This is a genomic window from Cupriavidus sp. USMAA2-4, from assembly GCF_001854305.1.
Classification (GTDB): Bacteria; Pseudomonadota; Gammaproteobacteria; order Burkholderiales; family Burkholderiaceae; genus Cupriavidus; species Cupriavidus malaysiensis.
The window spans coordinates 2,162,917-2,185,484 of sequence record NZ_CP017748.1 but is presented as its reverse complement, the minus strand read 5'-3'; the positions used below and the strand labels follow the sequence as shown (position 1 = coordinate 2,185,484).

Sequence of the window (22,568 nt, the reverse complement as noted above, 5' to 3'; positions counted from 1 at the left end):
AGCAGGCGGTACGGCGCGCGGCCCGCGGCAGCGCGCGCCGTGCCGGATAGCCCACACAGACAAGACAGGGCGGCGCGCCTGGCTGCCCGGACACGCGTTGGAGAGCCCCAGATGAAGTTGCAGTTGTATGTGCCGGACGGCCGGTATGCACCGTGGATCGAAGGCTTCGCCCAGGCCCTGCCCGAGGCGCAGTGCCTGACCTGGGAAGGCAGCCGGGGCGAGCAGGCGGACTATGCCGTGGTGTGGCGCCCGCCGCTGGAGATGCTGCGCGGGCGCACCGACCTGAAGGCCGTGTTCAACCTGGGCGCCGGCGTCGACGGCATCCTGCGCCTGCGCGACCAGGATCCCGCCGCGCTGCCCGCAGGCGTGCCCATCGTGCGCCTGGACGACGCCGGCATGGCCGCGCAGATGGCCGAGTACGTGACGCATGCGGTGCTGCGCCACTTCCGCCGCCTCGACGACTACGCCGGCCAGCAGCGCGCCGGCGCCTGGAAGTTCCTCAAGCCGTACCGGCGCGAGGAATTCCCCGTCGGCGTGATGGGCATCGGCACGCTCGGCACGCATATCGCGCGCACGCTGGCCGGCTTCGGCTTCCCGGTGCGCGGCTGGAGCCGCAGCGCCAAGACCGTGGAAGGCGTGCAGGGCTTCCATGGCGAGGACGGCCGCGCCGCCTTCCTCGACGGCCTGCGCGTGCTGGTCAACGTGCTGCCGCTGACGCCGGAGACCGAGAACGTCGTCGACGCCGCGCTGCTGGCGCGGCTGGCCAAGGGCGCTTACTTCATCAACGTGGCGCGCGGGCAGCATGTGGTCGAGGAAGACCTGCTCGCCGCCGTCCAGCAGGGGCAGCTCGCCGGCGCCACGCTCGACGTGTTCCGCGTCGAGCCGCTGCCGGCCGAGCATCCTTTCTGGGGCGAGCCCCGCATCACCATCACGCCGCACATCTCGGCGCTCACGCTGCGCGAGGACAGCATCGCGCAGATCGCCGGCAAGATCCGCGCGCTGGCCGAGGGCCGGACGGTCGCCGGCGTGGTGGACCTGCAGCGCGGCTACTGACGCGACGGAATCGAGGAGGGCGGCCACGCGCCCGCACGGCGCATGGAAGCGCATCAGAGGAACGGAGGAGACACAGCATGAACACGCCTGGTTATGTGAAGGTTGTCGAAGTGGGGCCGCGTGACGGCCTGCAGAACGAGAAGGAGATCGTGCCCACCGAGGTCAAGGTGGCGCTGGTGGACCGACTGACCGAGGCCGGCTTCGTCAATATCGAGGCCGCCTCCTTCGTCTCGCCGAAATGGGTGCCGCAGATGGCCGACAGCGCCGACGTGATGGCGCGCATCCAGCGCCGTCCGGGCACGCTGTATTCGGCGCTGACGCCCAATATGAAAGGCTTCGAGGCGGCGGTGGAGGCCGGTGCGGACGAGGTGGTGATCTTCGGCGCGGCCAGCGAGGCCTTCTCGCAGAAGAATATCAACTGCTCGATCGCCGAATCGATCGCGCGCTTCGCGCCGGTCGCGGCCGCGGCCAAGGAACGCGGCCTGCGCCTGCGCGCCAGCGTCTCGTGCGCGCTGGGCTGTCCCTACCAGGGCGAGGTGCCGGTGTCGGCCGTGGTGGACGTGGTGCGCCGCATGCGCGAACTGGGCTGCGACGAGATCGATATCGCCGACACCATCGGTGTGGGCACGCCGGCGCGGGTGCAGGAAGTGATGCGCGCGGCGGCAGCCGAATTCCCCATCGACCGGCTGTCGGGGCACTTCCACGATACGTACGGACAGGCGCTGTCCAATATCCTGGCCAGCCTCGATGTCGGCATCGCCATCTTCCACGCCTCGGTGGCCGGCCTGGGCGGCTGTCCCTATGCCAAGGGCGCCACCGGCAACGTGGCCACCGAAGACGTGCTGTACATGCTGCAGGGCATGGGTATCCACACCGGCATCGACCTGGAGCAGGTGGTACGCGCGGGCGACTTCATCTCGCGCGCCATCGGCCGACCCAACAACTCGCGCGTCGGCCGCGCCCTGCTGACCAAGTGGGGAAGCGCCGAGGCGCCGGCCAGCTGTGTCTGAGCGCATGCGGCCACCGGAGCGCCCGGGCATGAGCGAAGGCAATGCAGCGGCGGCGCCGGAGGCGCTGCCGGAATCCGCGCAGCGTGTGGCCGGCCTGCTGGCCGGGCTCGGCCACGACCGGCCCGTGGTGATGCTGCCGGCCACCGGCAAGACCTCGGCGGAAGCCGCCGCCGGCCTGGGTTGCAGCGTGGCGGAAATCGCCAAGTCCATCCTCTTCCGCCGCCTTGCCGACGATGCGCCGGTGCTGGTCATCGCCAGCGGCAGCAACCGTGTCGACGAGGACAAGGTGGCGGCGCGCGTGGGCGCGCTCGGCAAGGCCGACGCGCGTTTCGTGCGCGAGAAGACGGGCTATGCCATCGGCGGCGTCTGCCCGATCGGCCACCGGGTCGAGCCGCTGATGCTGATCGACCGCGACCTGTTCCGCTACCAGAGCCTGTGGGCGGCGGCAGGGCATCCGCATGCGGTGTTCAATCTGACACCCTCGCAGCTGCAGGCGATGACGGGGGCCGAGGTGGCCGACGTGGCGCAGGACGCGCAGCGCTAGGATCGGCCTCCGCCAGGCCGCTGGTTTGCTCCCCTCTCCCACTTGTGGGAGAGGGGCTGGGGGAGAGGGCGGGCGCTGGCGCGAAGTGAATGCCGTCGTGCTGGCGAAGGCCGGCCCTCTCCCCCGACCTCTCTCCCGCACGCGGGAGAGAGGAGACCACATTCGCAACTGCAACTGCAACTGCAACTGCAACTGCAACTGCAACTGCAACTGCAACTGCAACTGCGATCGCGCCTGTGACAGCCGCCGCCATCGTCGCGGCCGGCCGCGCAGCCGCCTACCCTCAGGAGAATCCGTGCCCTGGACCACCGTGCAACTCGCCGACCTGCAGCGCCAGGCCGAGGCCGCGCAGCGCGCGGTGCCCGTGCCTTCGCCCTGCCGCAATGTCTGCCGCATGGATGCAGCCGGCGGCTGGTGCGAGGGCTGCCTGCGCACCATCGACGAGATCGCGGCGTGGTCGAACGCCACCGAAGCCGACAAGCGGCGCATCTGGGCCAGCCTGCCCGGGCGCGCGCAGCAGCTTGCCGGCAGCGGCACGATGCCACCACAATAGCCCCATGCCCACACCCACCTCTGCTCCTGCCGCACCGTTCGCCCTGCCTGCCACGCTGCGCGTGTTCGAGCGTGGCTGGCTGTCGGCCAACAATATCCTGTTCGTCGACGGCGACGAGACCGCCCTGGTCGATTCCGGCTATGTCACGCACAGCGCGCAGACACTGGCGCTGGTCGAGGCCGGGCTGGGCGGCCGGCCGCTGCGGCGCCTGATCAATACCCATCTGCATTCCGACCACTGCGGCGGCAATGCCGCGCTGCAGGCGCGCTGGCAGCCGCGCACCGCGATTCCTGCCGCCGAGGCGGAGGCGGTGCGGCGTTGGGATGCCGAGGCGCTCAGCTTCGTCGAGACCGGGCAGCAGTGCGATCCCTTCGGCTTCGACGAGCTGCTGCGCGATGGCGATGAACTCATGCTGGGCGGTATCGCCTGGCGCGTGGTAGCCGCGCCGGGGCACGATCCGCATGCGGTCATGCTGTACGCGCCGGACGAGCGCATCCTGATTTCGGGCGACGCCTTGTGGGAAAACGGCTTCGGCGTGATCTTTCCCGAGCTGGACGGCGAGAGCGGCTTCGCCGAGCAGGCCGCGGTGCTGGAGTGCATCGCCGGGCTGGTGCCGAAGCTGGTGATCCCGGGACACGGGCGCCTGTTCAGCGATGTGGAAGGGGCCCTGGCGCGGGCGCGCGGCCGGCTCGGCCACCTGCGCGCCGATCCGCGCCGCAATGCCTCGCATGCGGTCAAGGTGCTGGTCAAGTTCAAGCTGCTGGAACAGGGCAGCATGCGCCTGGACGCGCTGCAGGCCTGGATGGAGGCGGCGCCGCTGATGCAGCGCATCCACGCGCGCTTCCTGTCGGAGCAGCCGCTCGGTGCTATGCTCGACGAAGTGGTGCGGTCGCTGGCGGGCATCGGCGCGCTGGCGCTGCAGGATGGGCTGGTGGTGGATCGCGGCTGAGCGATCGCAGCGGGAGGAGGGCGTATGCCGAGGATGCCATGGTGGCCGGACCTGCACCAGGCGCGGCCTGAGGCAGATCTGCCTGAAAGGGAGGCACGGAATCGCATGATGCAGACGCTGCATGGACAGGGGTTCATGTTGCGGCCGTTCCGGCACGCCGACGTGCCGCAATTCGTGGCTGCCGTGCGCGAGTCGCGCGCCAGCGTGGGCGTCTGGATGCCCTGGGCGCACGAGGGCTACGATGCGCTCGACGCGCAGGCCTGGTTCGATATCTGCGCCGACAACCTGGCCGCCGGGTCCAGCTACGACGTCGGCGTGTATTCGCCCGATGGCCGCGAGCTCTATGGCGGTGTCGCCGTCAGCGATGTCCACAGCGCCTACAACATGGGCAATCTCGGCTACTGGATCCGCGCCAGCCGCCAGCGCCAGGGCCTGGCCTCGCGCGCGGCGGCGATGATGGCCTGCTTCGCCTTCCACCGCCTGCGCCTGACGCGGCTGGAGATCGTGGCGGCCGAGCACAACGCGGCCAGCCGCGGCGTGGCGGAGAAGATCGGCGCGCAGTTCGAATGCATCGCGCGCAACCGCCTGGTCATGCACGGGCTGCCATGCGCGGCTGCGGTCTATTCGCTGGTGCCGGAATCGTTCGGCCCGGCCAGCCTGGGAGGGAGAGGATGAAGGGCAGTTGCCTGCGCGGGGCCGTGCGCTTCGAGATCGACCGGCTCGACGGGCCGATCGTGCATTGCCCGTGCCGGACCTGCCAAAAGGCGCATGCGGCGGCCATCCCCTCCTATCCGTATACGGAGTGGCCGCCCGGCCCGCGCTGAACCGCCGCGCGGACCGGCCCGCCGCCACGCGGGTGCTCAGAAGGTCGTGCGCAGGCCCACCTTGACGCTGCGTCCCGCCAGCGGCGCGATGTCGCGCAGCAGGGAGGTCGCATTGCGCGCGTCCTGGTTGGTCAGGTTATCGCCGCGCAGGTAGACCAGGGTCTGGGTGCCGGCCAGCTTGAACTTGTAGCTCAGCGCGAGGCCCAGCAGCGTATAAGCCTCGGTCGGCGTGTCGTTGGCCGGCACGCGGGTCTGGCGCGCGGCATAGGTGACGTCCACGCGCGCGTTCCAGGGGCCCGCGCCGTAGATCAGCGCGCCGCCCAGGCGCAGCGGCGCCAGGCGCGGCAGCGGCTCGCCGGTGTCGCGGTTCTTGCCGCGTACCAGGTCGACGCGGCCTTCCAGGTCGAGGCTGTCGCCGGCGAAGGCGAGTCGCTCGGCCAGGCGCGTGCGGCCTTCCGCCTCGAAGCCATACAGGGTGGCGGGCACGCCTGCGTAGCGGAACTCCGGCAGGGCGCCTGCGGTGCCCGCGGCGACCACGTCGCCCGCCTCATCACGTGCATGGCCGGTGGCCTGCAGCGCCAGGTAGTTGGCGAAGCGGTTGTAGTAGCCGGACAGGCTGGCGCTGTGGGGCCCGTTCTTGAAGCGCACGCCGAGATCCAGCGAGGTGGCGCGTTCCTTGGCCGCGTTCGGGTCGCCGACTTCCCAGGTGCCGGTGGCCACGTGCGGGCCGTTGGCGAACAGCTCGTAGAAGGTCGGCGCGCGCTCGGTATAGGCCAGGTTGCTGCTCAGCGACCAGGCCGGTGTCAGCTTGTAGAGCAGGCCGGCCGACGCGCTGGCGGCGTTGAAGCTGCGGCTGGCGTCGCTGAAGCGCTCGTTGCCGTTGGCACTGGATCTGACGCGGCTGTGGTCGAGCCGGCCGCCCAGGTCCAGCTTGAGGTCGCCGCCGGCGGCCAGGGGCAGTTCCTCGAACACGAACAGGGCCGCGTTGTCGGTGTCGGTACTGGGCACGAAGGCTTCCTCGCCCAGCGCCGAGAAGCGGGTCTGGCCGAACTGGGCGCCGACCACGCCGCGCAGCGGGCCGATGTTGCCATGGCGTGCTTCCACGCGCGCATCCCAGCCGCGGTTGCGGAAGATGGTGCCGGTCGCGCCGTGCTCGATTTCCTTGTGCTCGTACTCGGTGTGGCTGAAGCTCGCCTTGACCGCCTCCAGCCAGCCGCCGGTGGCGCCGGACAACTCGCGTGCCTCGCCGGCCAGGGCGAAGCGGTCCTGCTTCATCTTCAGGCGCACGTCGGACTCGGCGGGGGTACCGTATTCGTTGCGGTAGGCGCTGTAGTTGGCGCCGACGAAGCCATCGGCCCAGGTATAGGCGCCGCCCAGCGAGCCGCCGTCCTGCTGGGCGCTGGTATTGGGCAGGCGGCCGTAGGCCTCGCTCTCGCCTTCGGCGAGGGGCTGGCTGGCACGCAGCGCGGCGCTGCGCGCGAAGCCGGGAATGCGCTGGTCGCTGGTCTTGCGGGCAAAGGCATCGGCGTGGATGGCGAAGCGGCCGTTGCCGGCCTCGAGCAGGGCGCTGGCGCCGCGCCCCTGGTCGCCGCCGGCGGTGGCGCTGGTGTCGAGCGCGCCGCCGACGCCTTCCACCGGTGCCTTCGGAATGCGGTTGTCGATCACGTTGACCACGCCGCCGATGGCGTTGCCGCCGTACATCAGCGCGGCCGGGCCGCGTACCACTTCGATCCGCTCGGCCACCAGCGGGTCGACCGGCACCGCGTGGTCATAGGACAGCGAGGAGGCGTCGACGGTGCTGCCGCCGTCCTGCAGGATCTTGATGCGGTCGGCGTCGAGGCCGCGGATCACCGGCCGGCTGGCATTGGGTCCGAAACCGGTCGAGGAGACACCGGGCAGGCCATCCAGGGTCTGGCCCAGCGTGCTGCCCTGGCGCAGCGTCAAGGCATCGCCCTGCAGCGCGCTGGCGGGCGCGACCATCTCGTTGAGTTCGCTGCCGAGCGGGTTGGCGGTGACCACCACGGTCTTCAGGGTGTTGCGCTCGGCGCTTTCCGCGGCGTCCGCGCTTTCGGCGGGAGCGCCTTGCGCATAGGCGCCGCCCGAGGCGAGCAGGGCGGTGAGCGCGGAGATGGCGCGCAGGGCGGAGCGTGAGGGGCGCCGCGAGGCGTTCTTCTTGTGGGCTTGCAGGTTGGGCATGGCTCGCAATCGATAGGGGCCGCGCCGGCGCGGTGCCGGCGCGGAGCGACGCGCGGGGCAAGTGTCCTGAATCACAAATTCGTTGACTCGGTGCGTCCTGAGTCCGTCGATAAGCCATGCGATGCGCCGTCACGAATGCCCGCAAGGCTCCAGCCTTGCTGCGCGTCGTTCCTGGCCTCGAACGTCTTCTCTACAGACCGGGCGATCCAACGAATGGAAGAATCAGGACACTAGGCGCCGCCGGGCGCGTGCGGGTATGCGACGGGCCCGGCCGGCGGCGGTCCGCGGGTCGGTGGATGCTGGTGGAGGCGGGGCCGCTCGGGCCCCGGGGATCAGGCGAGTGCGAGCGCTGCCGGTGGGGCGCGCGGATGGAAGGCTGTGAGGGGGGCGAGGTCGGGCCGGGCCGCCTCGGCGCTGGCCGGCGCGTGCGGGTGCCCGTGCGCGAGCACGCCGGGCAGGGCCAGGCTGCAATGCGTGTCGGCCAGGGCCGCCGCATCGAAGAGGACACAAGAGTGGCCGCCGCCCCGCAGGGCGAGCGGGTCGCGCGGGCCTTCATCGAGGGTGCCGTCGGCCAGCGGGTCGGCCAGCGGGTCCGACAGCAGGCCGGCCGCAGCCGGCGCCGCTTCGGCGGCCGCCAGCAGCGGCTGGTTCTGCAGGCCGCCGTGCAGGACGCGGTGCGTCAGGCCGGCATGCTGGGCCAGCAGCAGGCACAACGAGAGCCAGAGCGCGTGCGCCAGGCTCGGCCGGCGCGGCGCGTGCCGTTCAGTGCGCATGCCCGCAGTCGCAGCGGTCCGGATCGTGACCGCAGTCGTCGTCGCCGTCGTCGCCGTCGAGGCCGTCGAAGGTGTCGTCCCAGGCGGGGAAGGGGTCTTGCCAGGCAGCCCAGGCGGACGGGCCGGCGGCCATCTCGGCATCGTCCAGCAGGCAGGCGTCGAGCAGGGCTTCCAGCGCGGCGCGGTCCATGTCCTGGCCGATGAAGACCAGTTCCTGGCGGCGGTCGCCGAAGCGTGCAGGCTGGCCGTCCTCGTCCAGCATGTCGGCCTCGATGGCGGCGCGGGCCTCGTCCTCGGCCGGCCATTCGGCCGGATCGACGGCCGCCCACCAGGCACCGGCGCCGCCATGGCGGCAGACGCCGCCGGCCTGGCTCCAGCTGCCTGCGGTGTCCATGCGGCCGGCCAGCCAGAAGAAGCCCTTGGAGCGCAGCACGTTGCCATGCTCGCGCAGCCAGTCACCATGGATCAGCGCGGCGAAGCGCTGTGGATGGAAGGGGCGGCGGCGGCGGTAGACGAAGCTGCCGATGCCGTAGGCGGCGGTCTCGGGCACATGCTCGCCGCGCAGTTCGGCCAGCCAGCCGGGGGCCGCGGCGGCGGCCTCGAAATCGAAGCGGCCGGTGTCGAGCAGGCGCGCCAGCGGCACCTGGCCGAAGGAGGCGGCCACGATGTCGGCGCGCGGGTTGAGGGTGTGCAGGATGCCGGCCAGGCGCTCGCGTTCGGCTGCGCTGACCAGATCGATCTTGTTCAGCACGATCACGTCGCAGAACTCGACCTGCTCGATCAGCAGGTCGACCACGGTACGGTCGTCGTCTTCGTCGCGCGCCTGGCCGCGGTCGCTCAGGTAGTCGGCTTCGTTGAAATCGCGCAGGAAGTGGGCGGCATCCACCACCGTGACCATGGTGTCGAGGCGGGCGACCTGGTCCAGCGTGGTGCCGTGCTCGTCCTCGAAGGTGAAGGTCTCGGCGATCGGTAGCGGCTCGGCCACGCCGGTGGACTCGACCAGCAGGTAGTCGAAGCGGCCTTCGCGCGCGAGCTTGCCGATCTCGGTCAGCAGGTCCTCGCGCAAGGTGCAGCAGATGCAGCCGTTGGACAGCTCGATCAGCCGCTCGCCGGCCTGGGCCACGCGTCCGTCGCCGACCAGGCGCGCATCGATGTTGACGTCGGCGAGGTCGTTGACGATCACAGCGACCCGCTTGCCCTCGCGGTTGGCGAGCACGTGGTTGAGCAGGGTGGTCTTGCCGGCGCCGAGGAATCCGGACAGCACGGTGACGGGCAGGCGATCGGCCATGACAAGCGGAGCGCCGCGTGGCGCTGGTTATTGCAACAAAGTTGCGACTGTAACAGAAAGCCGGCCCGACGCACAGCCGGGCCCAGGCCTCCATCTTAGGCCGGTGTCGATGACACCACAAAGACAGAATGACTGCCCGCCGCCGGCCAGGTGGCGGGTGGCGGGCGCGCAGGGCGGCCCGCACAAAACAAAACGGCCCGGCAAGCCGGGCCGTGCTCTGGCGGGGGCGCGCTGCCCGCCGGAAGCCGGCAATGCTCAGTCGCCGAACAGCTTCTGGCGCAGTTCGCGGCGCTGCTGGGCTTCCAGCGACAGCGTGGCGGTGGGGCGCGCCAGCAGGCGCGGCACGCCGATCGGCTCGCCGGTTTCCTCGCACCAGCCGTACTCGCCGGATTCGATGCGGACCAGGGCCTGCTCGACCTTCTTCAGCAGCTTGCGCTCGCGATCGCGGGTGCGCAGCTCGAGGGCATGCTCTTCCTCGATGGTGGCGCGGTCGGCCGGATCCGGCACGATGACCGTTTCGCGCAGGTGCTCCGTCGTCTGGTCGGCGTTCTTCAGGATGTCGTCGCGCAGCTGTTCAAGGCGATGCTTGAAGAAAGCGAGTTGCGCTTCATTCATGTAATCCTTGTCGCCCATCTTCAGGATTTCAGCTTCAGTCAGAAGTTTATTGCTGCTCATGGTTGCTGCTGATTCTCTTGTTGATGCGACCGGCGGGGCGGGGCTCCGCTCGGGTGCAGTGTCCGGCTGCTTGCGCGGCGTGGACGTTTCACTCTGGCTGGCTGCAGTCTTGCTGCTTCGCGTGCCTCCCTTGGACCCGCTTGCAGCGGCGCGCGCCGTGTCACTGCGGGATCCCGATGCCGCCTTGCGGGACGGCGCCTCTATCGTCTCGGCCGCAACGCTAGCTGTCTTGCTGCGGCTTTCCTTCGTTTTTGTTGCGGCTGACATGGGACACCTCTCTTTCGCGTCGATCTGGGATGACGCTTGCCGGTGCCCCGGGGCGGAATCAGGCGGTCTCCGCACGAAGCACTGCGACCGCGCCTGGCGACCCACCTCGTACCGACGACGGACGCCGTCCTGCCGAACTCGGGTGGCGAATTCCAAGCCACGCCGCCCGCACTAAATCCGACCTATTGTACTTGAACAAATTTTTCCGAGATACGGGGGAAAACCGGTCGATTTTGGCGGTCTTTTCCGATCCAGACCCCAAATCCCACCCGAAAGGGGGGCATGCGGGGCCGGACCGGCGGGCCGGCGCTCAGGCCAGGCAGTTGGCCAGGCCCTTCAGGATGGCGTCCTTGGGCAGGTCGACGCCGATGAACACCATCTTGGTGCCAGGCGTTTCGTCGCCCCACTTGGCCCCGACATCGCTGCCCATCAACTGGTGCACGCCCTGGAACACGACCTTGCGGTCCACGTTCTGCATGTACAGCACGCCCTTGTAGCGCAGCAGTTTCTCGCCGTACACCGACAGGATGCCGGACAGGAACTCCTCCAGCTTGCCATAGTGGAAAGGTTGCTCGCTGCGGAAGACGAAGGAAGCGATGCGATCGGTGTGATGGTGGTGGTGGTGGTGATCGTGCGCATGGCCATGGTCATGGCCACAGTCGGCGCCGCACTGCTCGCCGTGCTCGTGGTCATGCCCGTGGTCGTGATCGTGCTCGTCGTCGGCGCGCAGGAAGTCGGGGTCGATCTCCAGCTTGGCGTTCAGGTTGAAGCCGCGCAGGTCGAAGATGGCGTCGATCGGCGCTTCGCCGAAGTGCGCGGTGCGGATCGGCGCGCGCGGGTTCATGTGCAGCAGGCGGTGGCGCAGCTCCGCCACCTCGGGCTCGCCGACCAGGTCGGCCTTGGTGATGAAGATGGCGTCGGCGAAGCCTACCTGGCGCTGCGCCTCTTCCTGCTTGTCCAGCTGCTGCTCGGCGTGCTTGGCGTCGACCAGCGTGACCACCGCGTCGAGCAGGTAGCGTTGCGCGATCTCCTCGTCCATGAAGAAGGTCTGCGCCACCGGACCGGGATTGGCCACGCCGGTGGTTTCGATCACGACGCGATCGAAGTCGATCTCGCCGGCATCGCGGCGGCTGATCAGCTGCGACAGCGCGGCCACCAGGTCGCCGCGGATGGTGCAGCAGATGCAGCCGTTGCTCATCTGCACGATCTGCTCGCGGCCGTCCTGCACCAGGATCTCGTTGTCGATGTTCTCTTCGCCGAACTCGTTCTCGATCACGGCGATCTTCATGCCGTGCTGCTCGTTCAGGATGCGCTTGAGCAGCGTGGTCTTGCCGCTGCCGAGGAAGCCCGTCAGGATGGTGACCGGGATCAGTTTGGACATTGTCGTTCTCCGTGGAAGGGGAAAGGCGCGGCGCCGCACGGGCGGGCGGTGCCGCCTCGTTTATTCGGGTTGCGCCGGCGCTGCCTGCCGCGCAGGTTCGGTGCGCGCGCCGCATTCGGCGCAGATGCCATTGACGGTCAGCTCGACGTGTTCGACGGCGAAGCCGCTGGGCACGCGCGGGGCGTCCAGCCCGGCGGGCACGCTGCCGTCGTCCAGGCAGAAGGTGCGGTCGCAGCGCGTGCAGTGGAAATGGCTGTGCCGGCGATGGACCTGGGCGCGCGCCGCCTCGTGCTCGACCAGGCTGAAGCGGAAGACGCGGTCGTTGCCGGCGCGCTTCTGCGCCAGGCCTTGTTCGACCAGCCAGTCGAGCACGCGGTAGACGGTCACGCGGTCGATGGCTTCGCCGGTGGCGGGAATGCGGTCGAGCACCGCCTGGTGGGTCAGGGCTTCGTCGCTGCCGATCAGGCAGGCCAGGATGCACAGGCGCGGCTGCGTCACGCGCGCGCCCAGCCGCCGCAGGCGTTCGCGCGCGTCGTCCAGGGCGGCTGCGGCCGGCGCGCCGGCCGGCCAGGTCTCGGAGGGGTGGGTCATGACCCGATTTAACCATAGCCCCCTGGGTGATGCAATTTAGTTGCAATTCTGGCGGGGCTGGCCATGCCTTGGCTTCCGTCGCGGCGAATGCGCCTATCATCGCCAACAAGAGGCCGGCGTCCCGCCGCGGGGCGCCGCCGCCAGGGAGGAGACCCGAGATGCTCAATGACGCGAGCGCGCTGCTGTATCCCAACTTCGAACCCTTGCGCCTGAAGGTGGGCGGCGCGGAGATCGCCGGCGTGCGGGGCGGCTCCGGCCCGCCGCTGCTGCTGCTGCATGGCTTTCCCCAGAGCCACCTGATCTGGCACAAGGTGGCGCCGGCGCTGGCCGACCACTTCACCGTGATCGCCACCGACCTGCGCGGCTATGGCAGCAGTTCGGCGCCGCCCGGCGGGCCCGGGCATGCCGCCTACAGCAAGCGCGCCATGGCGCAGGACCAGGTCGCGCTGATGGCGGCGCTCGGCTACCCGCGCTTCGCGCTGTGCGCCCACGATCGCGGCGCGCGCGTGGCGCACCGGCTCTGCATGGACCATCCGGAGGCGGTCAGCCGCCTGATGCTGCTCGATATCGCCCCCACGCTGGCCATGTACGAGCGCACCAGCATGACCTTCGCCGCCGCCTACTGGCACTGGTTCTTCCTGATCCAGCCAGAGCCCCTGCCGGAAACCCTGATCAATGCCGAGCCCGACTTCTTCCTGGCGCGCTGCCTGGGCCTGGGCATGCGCCAGGGCGGTCCCGAGCCGTTCGCCGCCGATGCCCTGGCCGCCTATGGCGCAGCCATGCGCGAACCGGCGCGCGTGCATGCCATGTGCGAGGACTACCGTGCCTCGGCCGGCGTCGACCTGGAGCACGACCGCGCCGACCGCGAGGCCGGGCGCCGGCTGGCGCCCCCGCTGCGGGTCCTGTGGGGCGAGCACGGCGTGGTCGCGCGCTGCTTCGAGCCGCTGGCGCTGTGGCAGGAAGTCGCGCAGGACGTCAGCGGGCAGGCGCTGCCCTGCGGTCACTACGTGCCGGAGGAGGCCGCCGAGGCACTGGCCGGGGAGATGCTGGCCTTCTTCCGTTGAGGCGGTTGCGGCGCCGGCACGCCGGAGCGCCAGGGCGGCCAGGCACCCGGTGCAGCGCCGCGACGGCCTGTTTTGTGACGCTTGTTTCTCATATCTCCTGTTTTCCGTTCCACCAGGCAGGCGGCCGCCGCGCCGCCAGGCCGCTCCGCCGCCACAGGCAGCGACCGGGTTAGCACTAATGTGTCTGGATGTCTGCAATTGATAGCATTGCGCTCCGCCCACCCCGGAGCCGGCGCATTGCCGCGGGGTGACGCCGGGGCGAGGCCGGATCTGCGGCGCCTCGCGGCACTGGGCGGCCCGCCGCGAGCGGCGGCGGGCACGCGCCTGGCGAATCCGGCCGGGCGCCATACCGTGGACGGGAACAACAGGGTATCCAGGAGAGAAGATGAAACGAGTTGCACTGAAGGTGGCGGCCGCGCTGGCGGTCGGTCTGGTGTGGGTGACGCCTGGCGCACATGCTGACGAGTATCCGGGCAGCAAGCCGGTGTCGGCCGTGGTGCCGTTCTCCGCCGGCGGTCCGACCGACAAGGTTGCGCGCGAGCTGACCATGATCATGTCCAAGCACCTGGGTACCCAGATCGTCATCGAGAACCTGGGTGGCGCCGGCGGCACCATCGGCGCCAAGAAGGTCGCGCAGGCGCGCAACGACGGCTACACCATCCTGATCCACCACATCGGCATGTCGACCGCGCCGGCGTTGTACCGCAACCTCGGCTTCGACCCGCTCAAGGATTTCGAGATGGTGGGCGAGATCGCCGACGTGCCGATGGTGATGGTCGGCAACAAGAACCTGCCGCCGAGCAACTTCAAGGACCTGCTGCCGTACATCAAGGCCAATGCCAGCAAGCTCTCGCTGGCCAATGCCGGTATCGGCTCGGCTTCGCACCTGTGCGGCCTGCTGTTCCAGAGCGCGATCCAGACCGAGCTGACCACGGTGCCCTACAAGGGCACGGCGCCGGCGCTGACCGACATCCTGGGCGGCCAGGTCAACCTGATATGCGACCAGACCACCAATATCGCCGGCCAGCTCAAGGCCGGCTCGCTCAAGCCCTACGCCGCCATGCAGGCGCGCCGCGTGGAAGCCTTCAAGGACATCCCGACCGCGGGCGAGCAGGGCCTGCCGGGCGTGGAAGTGAAGATCTGGCACGCCATGTACGCGCCCAAGGGCACGCCCAAGCCGGTCATCGACAAGCTGTCGGCGGCCCTGCAGAAGGCCGTGGCCGACCCCAATTTCCGTGCCAAGATGGCCGAACTGGGTGCCGAGGCGGTACCTGCCCAGCGCGCCACGCCGGATTCGCTGCGCACCTTCCTCGCCGGCGAGATCAACAAGTGGACTCCGGTGATCCGCAAGGCCGGCGTCTACGCCGACTGATCCGCGCCCAGGCTGCCCGGCGGGCGGCTTGCCCAGCGCAAAAGGCCACGCCGGCGGCGTGGCCTTTTGCTTTGCGGCGCCGCTGCGCCGCGCCGGCGGGGGGCGTCTATAGTGAGGGAACCGCTGTGCGGCGCGTGCGCCGCGCAGCCTCCCGGGCGCCGGCCCTTGAATTCGCGCCGGCCGCCGCCACTTGCTGGGCAGATCCCCTCTCCGAAGCCATCATGGAACAGTATCACGGCACCACTATTCTCAGCGTACGCCGCGGCAACCAGGTCGCGCTCGGCGGTGACGGGCAGGTCACGCTCGGCAACGTCGTCATGAAGGGCACGGCGCGCAAGGTACGCCGTATCTACAACGGCAAGGTACTGGTCGGCTTCGCCGGCAGCACGGCCGACGCTTTCTCCCTGCTCGACCGTTTCGAGGCCAAGCTGGAGAAACACCAGGGCCAGCTGACGCGCGCTGCCGTGGACCTCGCCAAGGACTGGCGTTCCGACCGCGCCCTGCGCCGCCTGGAGGCCATGCTGATCGTCGCCGACCGCGACACCACGCTGGTGCTGACCGGCAACGGCGACGTGCTCGATCCCGAGGGCGGCGTGGCCGCGATCGGCTCGGGCGGCTCCTACGCCCAGTCGGCGGCCAAGGCCCTGGTCGAGAATACCGACCTGGCCCCCAAGGACATCGTGGAGAAGTCGCTCACCATCGCCGGCGAACTCTGCATCTACACCAACACCAATTTCGTCATCGAGACGCTGGAATGAGCGTCGGGCGGCCCGCCCCCGGCCATCACTGAACGGATACCATGTCGCAAACCATGACCCCGTCGGAAATCGTTTCCGAACTCGACAAGCACATCATCGGCCAGGACAAGGCCAAGAAGGCCGTGGCCGTCGCCCTGCGCAACCGCTGGCGCCGCCAGCAGGTGGCCGAGCCCCTGCGCCAGGAAATCACGCCGAAGAACATCCTGATGATCGGGCCGACCGGCGTCGGCAAGACCGAGATCGCGCGCCGCCTGGCCAAGCTCGCCGACGCGCCCTTCATCAAGATCGAGGCCACCAAGTTCACCGAGGTGGGCTATGTGGGCCGCGACGTCGACACCATCGTGCGCGACCTCGCCGAGATGGCGGTCAAGCAGACGCGCGAATCGGAGATGAAGAAGGTGCGCGTCAAGGCCGAGGAGGCCGCCGAGGACCGCCTGCTCGACGTGCTGCTGCCGCCCGCGCGCGACGTCGGCTTCGCCCAGCCCGAGGAGAAGGACACCAACACCCGCCAGGTCTTCCGCAAGAAGCTGCGCGAGGGCCAGCTCGACGACAAGGAGATCGAGCTCGAGGTGTCGGCCGGCCTGCCGAGCATGGACATCATGGGGCCGCCGGGCATGGAGGAAATGACCGAGCAGATCCGCTCGATGTTCGCCGGCATGGGCCAGGGCAAGAAGGCGCGCCGCAAGATGAAGGTCAAGGAAGCCTTCAAGCTGCTGGTCGACGAGGAAGCCGCCAAGCTCGTCAATGACGAGGAGCTCAAGCACAAGGCCGTGGCCAATGTCGAGCAGAACGGCATCGTGTTCCTGGACGAGATCGACAAGATCGCCAGCCGCAGCGAGATCGGCGGCGGCGAGGTGTCGCGCCAGGGCGTGCAGCGCGACCTGCTGCCGCTGGTCGAGGGCACCACGGTGAGCACCAAGTACGGCATGATCCGGACCGACCATATCCTGTTCATCGCTTCCGGCGCCTTCCACCTGTCCAAGCCCAGCGACCTGATTCCCGAACTGCAGGGCCGCTTCCCCATCCGCGTCGAGCTGGAGTCGCTGTCGGTATCCGACTTCGAGGCCATCCTGACCCAGACCGATGCCAGCCTGACCAAGCAGTACCAGGCGCTGCTGGCCACCGAAGAGGTCAACCTGGTGTTCGCGCCGGACGGCATCCGCCGGCTGGCCGAGATCGCCTTCTCGGTCAACGAGAAGGTCGAGAACATCGGCGCGCGCCGCCTCTACACGGTGATGGAACGCTTGCTGGAAGACCTGTCGTTCCACGCGGCCAAGTCGTCGGGCGAGACGATCACTGTCGACGCCGCTTACGTCGACGCGCGCCTGGGCGACCTGGTCGGCAACGAAGACCTGTCGCGCTACGTGCTCTGAGCGCACGCGGCATCGGGGCCCTGGTCCGCTTACCGCGGCCGACCAGGCCGCAACAAAAGCGCACCGCAAGGTGCGCTTTTTTTTGTTCCTCGTCCTGGTTCCTCACCCTTGACCTCGGTCTTGCGTCCCGGCTGCCCTGTGGGAATCGTCCGACACGCCTTTCGGCGCGGCACGCCTGCTGTGACGTCCGGCGCGCTCCTAAGCTTGTTCTCGCGGGCCGGGCCGGACAACCCGGCTGCGCGCTGTCCATCTATCCATCCATCGCACGTGCGCGCGCGCCGTGCTGTGCCAAGCAGGGGGCTGTCATGAATTGGGACCAGATCGCAGGCAAGTGGGACCAGGCCAAGGGCCGGATCAAGGAGAAGTGGGGCCAGCTGACCGACGATGACCTGGCACGCATCCAGGGCAAGCGCGACCAGCTCGCCGGCCGGATCCAGGAGCGTTACGGCTACACCAAGGAGCGCGTGGAAGAAGAACTCAAGGCCTGGGAGCGTGACTCACGCTGGTAAGCCAGGTAAGCATTGGTAAGTGCGCTGGCGCCTGCCGGCGCGCGCTGCGAAGCTGTGCGGCCGCAGTCGCTTGAGGGCGCTGCGGCCGTCGCCTGTACGGGGCGCACGGCGTGGCCGCCGCGGCCCGCCGTGCCCATTTCCGCCGGCATGGCCCGGCTTCGCCGAGGAGGACGAGATGAAACGCGAACTGATGATTTCCACCGCCGTGCTGTGCGGCCTGGCGGCGGCCACGCTGTTCCTGTGCGCGCGGCCCGGACCGGCGGCGGCGCCGGACGCCGCGGCGGCTTGCAGCGCTGGTGGCGGCGCGCCGGCGGCGCGCTTGCCGGCGCTGGTGACTGCCGCCCACGCCGGCACCGTCGTTCCGGCAGGCACCCCCAGCGGGGCTGCGCCGCTGGCGCAGGCCATGCAGGCCGCCGACCTGGTCTGGCGCGCCGATCGCCATGCCGCGGATGCCTTGCGGCTGGCCGATCGCGTAGGCGACGACGACGGCCTGGCCTGGAACTACGTGCAGTTGCGACTCTGAACGCGGGCACGTCCCGCCGGCACCTCCCGTCAGCGCGAGACCGGCCGCTTGCCCAGCTTGCGCTGCAGCGTGCGGCGATGCATGTTCAGCGCGCGCGCCGTTGCCGAGATATTGCCGCCGTGCTCGTTGAGCACGCGCTGGATGTGCTCCCATTCGAGCCGTGCCACCGACAGCGGCACCGGCTCTTCCAGCGCGGCTTCCGCCGCGTCCTCCGACACCCCCGCCATCAGCGCGGTCAGGATCGAGTCGACGTTGGCCGGCTTGGCCAGGTATTCATCCGCGCCCTGCTTGACCGCCGTGACCGCGGTGGCGATGCTCGCATAGCCGGTCAGGATCAGGATGCGCGCGTGCGGCAGCGCGGTACGCAGCGGGCCGATCAGGTGCAGGCCCGAGTCCGCCGGAGCGGTGCCGCCGGCCTCGGCGGGCGCGTTCAGGTGCAGGTCCAGCGTGACATAGGCGAAGGCGGTGCGTTCGGCCAGTGCCAGCGCCTCCTGGCGGGTGTGCGCCACCTGCACGGCGTAGCCGCGGCGTGCCAGCGCGCGCGCCAGCGTGCCGGCGAAGACGGTGTCGTCGTCGACGACCAGGAAGGGGGCGCCGGCGGGGTCGCCCGGAGCGTCGCCGGCAGCGGTGGGGGGGACTTCATTCATGGCGGATCTCGGGAGATGTCTCGGGAAACAGGCTTGGAGGATTCAGGCGCCGGCGGCCGCGCGCGCGGCCAGGGGCAGGCGCAGCTCGGCGACGGTGCCGCCGCCGGCATGGTCGTGCCAGCTCAGGCGGCCGCCCATGCGCAGCGCCGTGCTTTGCGCCAGGTAGGCGCCGATACCCTGGCCGCCGTGCGAGCTGGCCACCGGGGCTTCGCCCAGGTGCTGGCGCAGCAGCGGTGCGATGCCGCCGCCGTGGTCGGCCACGCGGAAGCACAGCGTGGCGTGCGGGGTGCCGCTTTCCAGCGCGATCGACAATTGCAGCGGCGGGGTGGCGCCCTGCTGGCTGCGCGCCGCGTTGTCGAGCAGGATGGTGAGGATCTGGCCGACCCGGGCCGGCTCGATTTCCTGCGCGGCGGCCGCGGGCGCGGCACTGGCTTGCAGCTGCGCCTGCGGGTGGCGCAATTGCCAGCGCTCGACGAAGGCCGGCAGCCAGGAGGCGATGGCTTGGGGCGCCACCGTGGCATGGTCTTCGCGCAGCCGGGCCAGGATCGACTTGCACAGCTCGATCTGCTGCTCCATGGTCTGCAGGTCGGCCAGGTAGCCTGCCACCGGCGTGGCGCCGTGCTGGCGGTGCTCGGCATCGCCGCGCAGTTCACCGGCGATCACCGCCAGCGTGGACAGCGGCGTGCCGATCTCATGGGCCACCGCGGCGGCCTGCGCATTGAGCGCTTCCACGCGCGCCTCGCGCAGCAACTGCTCCTGCGCCTGGCTGAGCTGGGCGTCGCGCTGGCGCAGCACGCCGGACAGCCGCGCCACGAAAAAGGCGATCATCACCGCGCTGGCGACGAAGTTCAGCCACATGCCGGCCAGGTGGTAGTTGACCGCGTTGTCCGGGTTGATCAGGTTCAGCGGAACGTATTCGAGCAGCAGCACCGAATAGCAGGCCAGCGCGAACAGCGCCAGCGCCATCACCATGCGCCACGGCAGGATGGCCGCCGCGATCGCCAGTCCCGGCAGGTAGAAGGAGACGAAGGGATTGGTGGCGCCGCCGGTGAAGAACAGGATGGCGGACAGCGCGGTCAGGTCGACCATCAGCTGACCCATCAGTTCCGCGTCGCTGGGCGCGGCGTCGTCGCTGGAGTGCAGATGCAGCCGCAGGCCCGTCATCAGGTTGAACAGGGTCTGCAGCGCGAAGATGATCAGCAGCGGGCGGTAGGGCAGGATGACGCCGGCCAGCGCCTCGCAGGTCAGCAGCATGGTCGCCTGCGCGCTCAGCAGCGCCCAGCGCAGCCAGAACAGCCGGCGCAGGCTCACCAGGTTGTGGCGCGCCTGGCCGTCGGCCGCCGGCGCGAAGGGGGCGTACAGGAAGAGAGCGGATGGCATGGCGGCAGTGTAGCAACGCACGCGCCGGTCGGCCGGCGCGTGCGACACCTTGCCGCATTGGTGCGCCGGCGCGGCGCTGCCAGACTGGACGATCCGCCCGCGCGCCGAGATGCCGGACGCTGGCCGCCACCGTCCCGCGTGGTCTAATGTGAGTCCTGCAGCAGAACCAACCAGACCCATCTTCAGGAGAGTCAGTCATGCATGCCAAGTTCCGTGCGGCCCGCGCCGCCGCTTCCTGTGTCGCCCTGTTCGCCGCCCTGGCCTCCGGCGCGGCGCTGGCCCAGGTCGACATCAGCAATGCCTGGGCGCGCGGCACCGTGCCGGCCCAGACCGCCTCCGGGGCTTTCATGACCCTGCACGCCCATGAGGCGGCCAAGCTGGTGGGCGTGTCCTCGCCCGTCGCGGCCAGCGTGGAGCTGCACGAGATGAAGATGGACGGCAGCGTGATGCGCATGCGCCCGGTGGCCTCGATCGACCTGCCCAAGATGCAGGACGTCGAACTGAAGCCGGGCGGCTACCACGTGATGCTGATGGGCCTGAAGAGCCAGCTCAAGGCCGGCGACAAGGTGCCCCTGACGCTGAAGATCGAACAGGGCGGCAAGGTCACCGAGCAGCGCGTCGATGCCGAGGTGCGCGACCTGGGCGCCATGGGGCAGGGAGCCATGGGGCAGGGTGGCCAAGGTGGCCAAGGTGGCCATAGCGGCCACATGCACTGAGCGCCGCCGCAGGGCACGGGCAGCCGCCATGGCCAACAAGCAGCTGGGCACCCGGCAGAAGCTGGTCTACCGTGGCGGCACCGGCGTGCCGGCGCGCGGCGCGGCCCGGCCGCCCGCTCCGCCACCGCGCCGCGGGCGCGCGCCTCTTCCAGCGTCCCCTCCCGCGCCCGGCGCAGGAACCTTGCCGCAGCCCTCGGGTGGCCGGCCAGCCGTCCGCCGCGGCGGCCCGGCCGCGAAGCGGCACGATACGCCGTCGGGCCAGCCCGCCGGGGCAGCCGAGCAGTCTGACGGCTGCGGCGACGCCGACGATGCCGGCGATTCCAGTGCTCAGCCGCGCAGGCTGATCGATTCTCCCGATTCCTGACCCGCGGCCGCGGCCACCACCCGTTCGCGCAGCCACATGTGGCCGGGATCCGCTTCGATGCGCTCGTGCCAGATCATGCTGAAGGTCAGCCCCGGCAGCGCGAACGGCGGGTCGAACACGGCGAAGCGCGGGTCTTCCTGCAGCGCGGCCAGGCTGCGCCGTGCCGTCGTCAGTACCAGGTTGGTCCCGGCGATCAGCGCGGGCGCCACGCTCCAGTGCGGCAGCACGCAGGCGATCTTGCGGCGGCCGCCGAGCTTGGCCACGGCCGCGTCGATGGCGTCGACGCGCTCGCTGTGCGTGGCCACCAGCACATGGGAACGCGCCAGGTAGGCGACCTGGTCGAGCCGGCCGTTGTCGCGTACCGTGGCGGCGTCGACCGCGCAGGCATAGTCATCCTCGAACAGCGTCTGTGCGCGCACGCTTTCCGGCGGATTGGCGAACACGCCCAGCGCGGCGTCGATCTCGCCGTCCGCCACCTTGGCCGTCATTGCCTCACGGCTGGCCTGCGTCACCACCAGGTCGATGCCCGGCGCGGCCTTGCGCACCGCGCGCAGCAGGCGCGGCAGCACCACCATGGCGCCGTAGTCGGACATGGCCAGGCGGAAGGTGCGGCGCGCGGTCGCCGGCTGGAAGCCGGACGGCCCCAGCAGGATGCGCACCTGCGCCAGCGCCTCGGCCAGCGGGCCGGAGAGTTCGTGGGCGCGCGCGGTCAGCACCAGGCCGCCCTGGCCGCGCACCAGCAGCGGATCGTCGAGCAGTTGGCGCAGGCGGCCGAGCGCATGGCTGACGGCCGGCTGGCTCAGGTGCAGGCGCAGCGCCGCGCGCGAGATATGGCGTTCCGCCAGCAGGGCTTCCAGCACCACCAGCAGGTTCAGGTCGATAGCACGTAGATTATTCATGCTGCGAATATTAAATCTTTGAAGTCGGAATTGGAATTTTTAAAGGGAATATTTGAAACTGAGCGCTCTCGGATATTCCTCGGATCGCGCCATGGCTTCGCTTCTCGCTTCCCCCTTCGCCCTGCTGCCGTCGCTGCTGATGGGCGTCGCCGCCGGCGCGGTCATTCCCCTGCAGGCCGGGGCCAACGGCGGGCTGGGCCGCGCGCTGGGCCATCCCTTGTGGGCGACCCTGGTCTCGCTGCTGGTCAGCCTGGTGGCGGTGGTGCTGGTGCTGGCGGCGCTGCGCGTGCCGCTGCCGGCGGTCGGTGCGGCCGCCGGCGTGCGCGGCTGGATGTGGAGCGGTGGCCTGCTCGGTGCCTTCTATATCACCGCCGCGCTGGTGCTGGCGCCGCGGCTGGGCGCGGGCAGCTTCATCGCCGCGGTGGTGGCAGGGCAGATGCTGGCGGCGCTGGCGGCCGACCGGTTCGGCCTGGCCGGGTTTGCCGTGCGCGAACTGAGCGCTGCGCGCCTGGGCGGGGCCTTGCTGGTGGTGCTGGGGGTGGCGGTGATGCAGTGGGGCGGTGCGCCAGGCGTGCGGGCCGCGGCCGGCGCCTGAGCCCGGGCGCCCCGCTCAGTCCTGTCCGGCGCGGCGCTGCCGCAGGCAGTCGGGACAGAGGCAGTGCCGGCCCGGCACGATGGCGCGCGCCGGCAGCAGCGGCTCGCTGGCGCACCAGCAGGCGGGCAGGCCGGCCGCGTGGCCGCAGACGAAACCCTTGCCGCAGCGGCTGCAGTGCTCGACCGGCCGCAACTGGCCGGTCAGCACGGCGCAGGCGGGGGCGGGGGCGGGAGGCGGGGCCGGCCGGTCGCTCATGTGGCGTTT

The 22,568-nt window shown here is 70.2% G+C and carries 24 protein-coding genes; 14 read left to right on the top strand and 10 right to left on the bottom strand.

What is annotated here, in order from left to right; translation table 11 throughout:
* The first annotated feature begins 111 nt into the window (after positions 1-111).
* From BKK79_RS09640 to BKK79_RS09615, 6 genes are all read left to right on the top strand, one after another.
* Positions 112-1,053 carry a 2-hydroxyacid dehydrogenase gene (locus BKK79_RS09640; RefSeq protein WP_071037597.1) on the top strand — a complete coding sequence of 314 codons (942 nt, stop codon included), beginning with the start codon at positions 112-114 and terminating at the stop codon, positions 1,051-1,053.
* A 77-nt stretch (positions 1,054-1,130) separates the two neighbouring features.
* On the top strand, positions 1,131-2,063 hold the full coding sequence (locus BKK79_RS09635; protein WP_071037596.1) for a hydroxymethylglutaryl-CoA lyase: 933 nt from the start codon (positions 1,131-1,133) through the stop codon (positions 2,061-2,063).
* Between the two features lie 28 nt (positions 2,064-2,091).
* Complete coding sequence (locus tag BKK79_RS09630) at positions 2,092-2,607, top strand: YbaK/EbsC family protein (protein ID WP_071010744.1); 516 nt, start codon at positions 2,092-2,094, stop codon at positions 2,605-2,607.
* Between the two features lie 295 nt (positions 2,608-2,902).
* Positions 2,903-3,160 (top strand): DUF1289 domain-containing protein, encoded by a 258-nt coding sequence (locus tag BKK79_RS40270; RefSeq protein ID WP_071037595.1) that lies wholly within the window; start codon positions 2,903-2,905, stop codon positions 3,158-3,160.
* A 4-nt stretch (positions 3,161-3,164) separates the two neighbouring features.
* The gene (locus BKK79_RS09620; RefSeq protein ID WP_071010746.1) at positions 3,165-4,109 is read left to right on the top strand and encodes an MBL fold metallo-hydrolase; all 945 of its coding nucleotides are present in this window, start codon (positions 3,165-3,167) and stop codon (positions 4,107-4,109) included.
* Between the two features lie 105 nt (positions 4,110-4,214).
* Positions 4,215-4,784 carry a GNAT family N-acetyltransferase gene (locus BKK79_RS09615; protein WP_231907968.1) on the top strand — a complete coding sequence of 190 codons (570 nt, stop codon included), beginning with the start codon at positions 4,215-4,217 and terminating at the stop codon, positions 4,782-4,784.
* 185 nt (positions 4,785-4,969) lie between these two features.
* On the opposite strand, the gene BKK79_RS09610 is transcribed toward BKK79_RS09615, so the two are convergent.
* From BKK79_RS09610 to BKK79_RS09585, 6 genes are all read right to left on the bottom strand, one after another.
* Positions 4,970-7,129 carry a TonB-dependent receptor gene (locus tag BKK79_RS09610; RefSeq protein ID WP_071037594.1) on the bottom strand — a complete coding sequence of 720 codons (2,160 nt, stop codon included), beginning with the start codon at positions 7,127-7,129 and terminating at the stop codon, positions 4,970-4,972.
* Positions 7,130-7,461: 332 nt separating this feature from the next.
* Positions 7,462-7,902: a hypothetical protein gene (locus BKK79_RS09605; protein ID WP_071010748.1), complete on the bottom strand. Its 441-nt coding sequence runs from the start codon at positions 7,900-7,902 to the stop codon at positions 7,462-7,464.
* Positions 7,892-9,190 (bottom strand): zinc metallochaperone GTPase ZigA, encoded by a 1,299-nt coding sequence (gene zigA, locus BKK79_RS09600; RefSeq protein WP_071010749.1) that lies wholly within the window; start codon positions 9,188-9,190, stop codon positions 7,892-7,894. Before zigA ends, BKK79_RS09605 begins: the two co-directional genes overlap by 11 nt.
* A 255-nt stretch (positions 9,191-9,445) precedes the next feature.
* A complete protein-coding gene (gene dksA / locus BKK79_RS41515) occupies positions 9,446-10,132 on the bottom strand; it encodes an RNA polymerase-binding protein DksA (protein WP_231907969.1) in 687 nt (228 codons plus the stop codon).
* A gap of 310 nt (positions 10,133-10,442) precedes the next feature.
* Positions 10,443-11,513: a CobW family GTP-binding protein gene (locus BKK79_RS09590; protein ID WP_071037593.1), complete on the bottom strand. Its 1,071-nt coding sequence runs from the start codon at positions 11,511-11,513 to the stop codon at positions 10,443-10,445.
* Positions 11,514-11,573: 60 nt separating this feature from the next.
* Entirely contained in the window at positions 11,574-12,104 is a 531-nt protein-coding gene (locus BKK79_RS09585) for a Fur family transcriptional regulator (RefSeq protein ID WP_071010752.1), read from the bottom strand.
* A 158-nt stretch (positions 12,105-12,262) separates the two neighbouring features.
* Here BKK79_RS09585 and BKK79_RS09580 point away from each other — a divergent pair, with 158 nt between their 5' ends.
* The 6 genes from BKK79_RS09580 to BKK79_RS09555 all read left to right on the top strand — a co-directional run bounded on the left by BKK79_RS09580 (position 12,263) and on the right by BKK79_RS09555 (position 17,703).
* Positions 12,263-13,168, top strand: coding sequence for an alpha/beta fold hydrolase (locus BKK79_RS09580; RefSeq protein WP_071037592.1), 906 nt, complete (start codon positions 12,263-12,265; stop codon positions 13,166-13,168).
* A gap of 385 nt (positions 13,169-13,553) precedes the next feature.
* Positions 13,554-14,540: a tripartite tricarboxylate transporter substrate-binding protein gene (locus BKK79_RS09575; protein WP_071037591.1), complete on the top strand. Its 987-nt coding sequence runs from the start codon at positions 13,554-13,556 to the stop codon at positions 14,538-14,540.
* A 221-nt stretch (positions 14,541-14,761) separates the two neighbouring features.
* Positions 14,762-15,298, top strand: a complete 537-nt coding sequence (hslV, locus tag BKK79_RS09570; protein ID WP_071010755.1) for an ATP-dependent protease subunit HslV — start codon at positions 14,762-14,764, stop codon at positions 15,296-15,298.
* A gap of 41 nt (positions 15,299-15,339) precedes the next feature.
* Positions 15,340-16,671, top strand: coding sequence for an ATP-dependent protease ATPase subunit HslU (gene hslU / locus BKK79_RS09565; RefSeq protein ID WP_071010756.1), 1,332 nt, complete (start codon positions 15,340-15,342; stop codon positions 16,669-16,671).
* Positions 16,672-16,976: 305 nt separating this feature from the next.
* The gene (locus BKK79_RS09560; protein ID WP_071010757.1) at positions 16,977-17,180 is read left to right on the top strand and encodes a CsbD family protein; all 204 of its coding nucleotides are present in this window, start codon (positions 16,977-16,979) and stop codon (positions 17,178-17,180) included.
* Between the two features lie 175 nt (positions 17,181-17,355).
* Entirely contained in the window at positions 17,356-17,703 is a 348-nt protein-coding gene (locus tag BKK79_RS09555; protein ID WP_071010758.1) for a hypothetical protein, read from the top strand.
* A gap of 29 nt (positions 17,704-17,732) precedes the next feature.
* Here BKK79_RS09555 and BKK79_RS09550 read toward each other — a convergent pair whose 3' ends face one another.
* Both BKK79_RS09550 and BKK79_RS09545 read right to left on the bottom strand, forming a co-directional pair.
* Positions 17,733-18,350 carry a response regulator transcription factor gene (locus tag BKK79_RS09550; RefSeq protein WP_071010759.1) on the bottom strand — a complete coding sequence of 206 codons (618 nt, stop codon included), beginning with the start codon at positions 18,348-18,350 and terminating at the stop codon, positions 17,733-17,735.
* Between the two features lie 42 nt (positions 18,351-18,392).
* The gene (locus BKK79_RS09545; protein ID WP_083384193.1) at positions 18,393-19,730 is read right to left on the bottom strand and encodes an ATP-binding protein; all 1,338 of its coding nucleotides are present in this window, start codon (positions 19,728-19,730) and stop codon (positions 18,393-18,395) included.
* A gap of 197 nt (positions 19,731-19,927) precedes the next feature.
* Between BKK79_RS09545 and BKK79_RS09540 the strand changes: the two genes are divergently transcribed.
* Positions 19,928-20,446, top strand: coding sequence for a copper chaperone PCu(A)C (locus BKK79_RS09540; RefSeq protein WP_071037590.1), 519 nt, complete (start codon positions 19,928-19,930; stop codon positions 20,444-20,446).
* A 327-nt stretch (positions 20,447-20,773) separates the two neighbouring features.
* Here the strand turns inward: BKK79_RS09540 and BKK79_RS09535 are convergent, their stop codons facing one another.
* A complete protein-coding gene (locus BKK79_RS09535; protein ID WP_071010761.1) occupies positions 20,774-21,709 on the bottom strand; it encodes a LysR family transcriptional regulator in 936 nt (311 codons plus the stop codon).
* Between the two features lie 91 nt (positions 21,710-21,800).
* Between BKK79_RS09535 and BKK79_RS09530 the strand changes: the two genes are divergently transcribed.
* Positions 21,801-22,304 carry a DMT family transporter gene (locus tag BKK79_RS09530; protein ID WP_071037589.1) on the top strand — a complete coding sequence of 168 codons (504 nt, stop codon included), beginning with the start codon at positions 21,801-21,803 and terminating at the stop codon, positions 22,302-22,304.
* A gap of 15 nt (positions 22,305-22,319) precedes the next feature.
* On the opposite strand, the gene BKK79_RS09525 is transcribed toward BKK79_RS09530, so the two are convergent.
* The gene (locus BKK79_RS09525; RefSeq protein ID WP_071037588.1) at positions 22,320-22,559 is read right to left on the bottom strand and encodes a cysteine-rich CWC family protein; all 240 of its coding nucleotides are present in this window, start codon (positions 22,557-22,559) and stop codon (positions 22,320-22,322) included.
* Between the last annotated feature and the right edge of the window lie 9 nt (positions 22,560-22,568).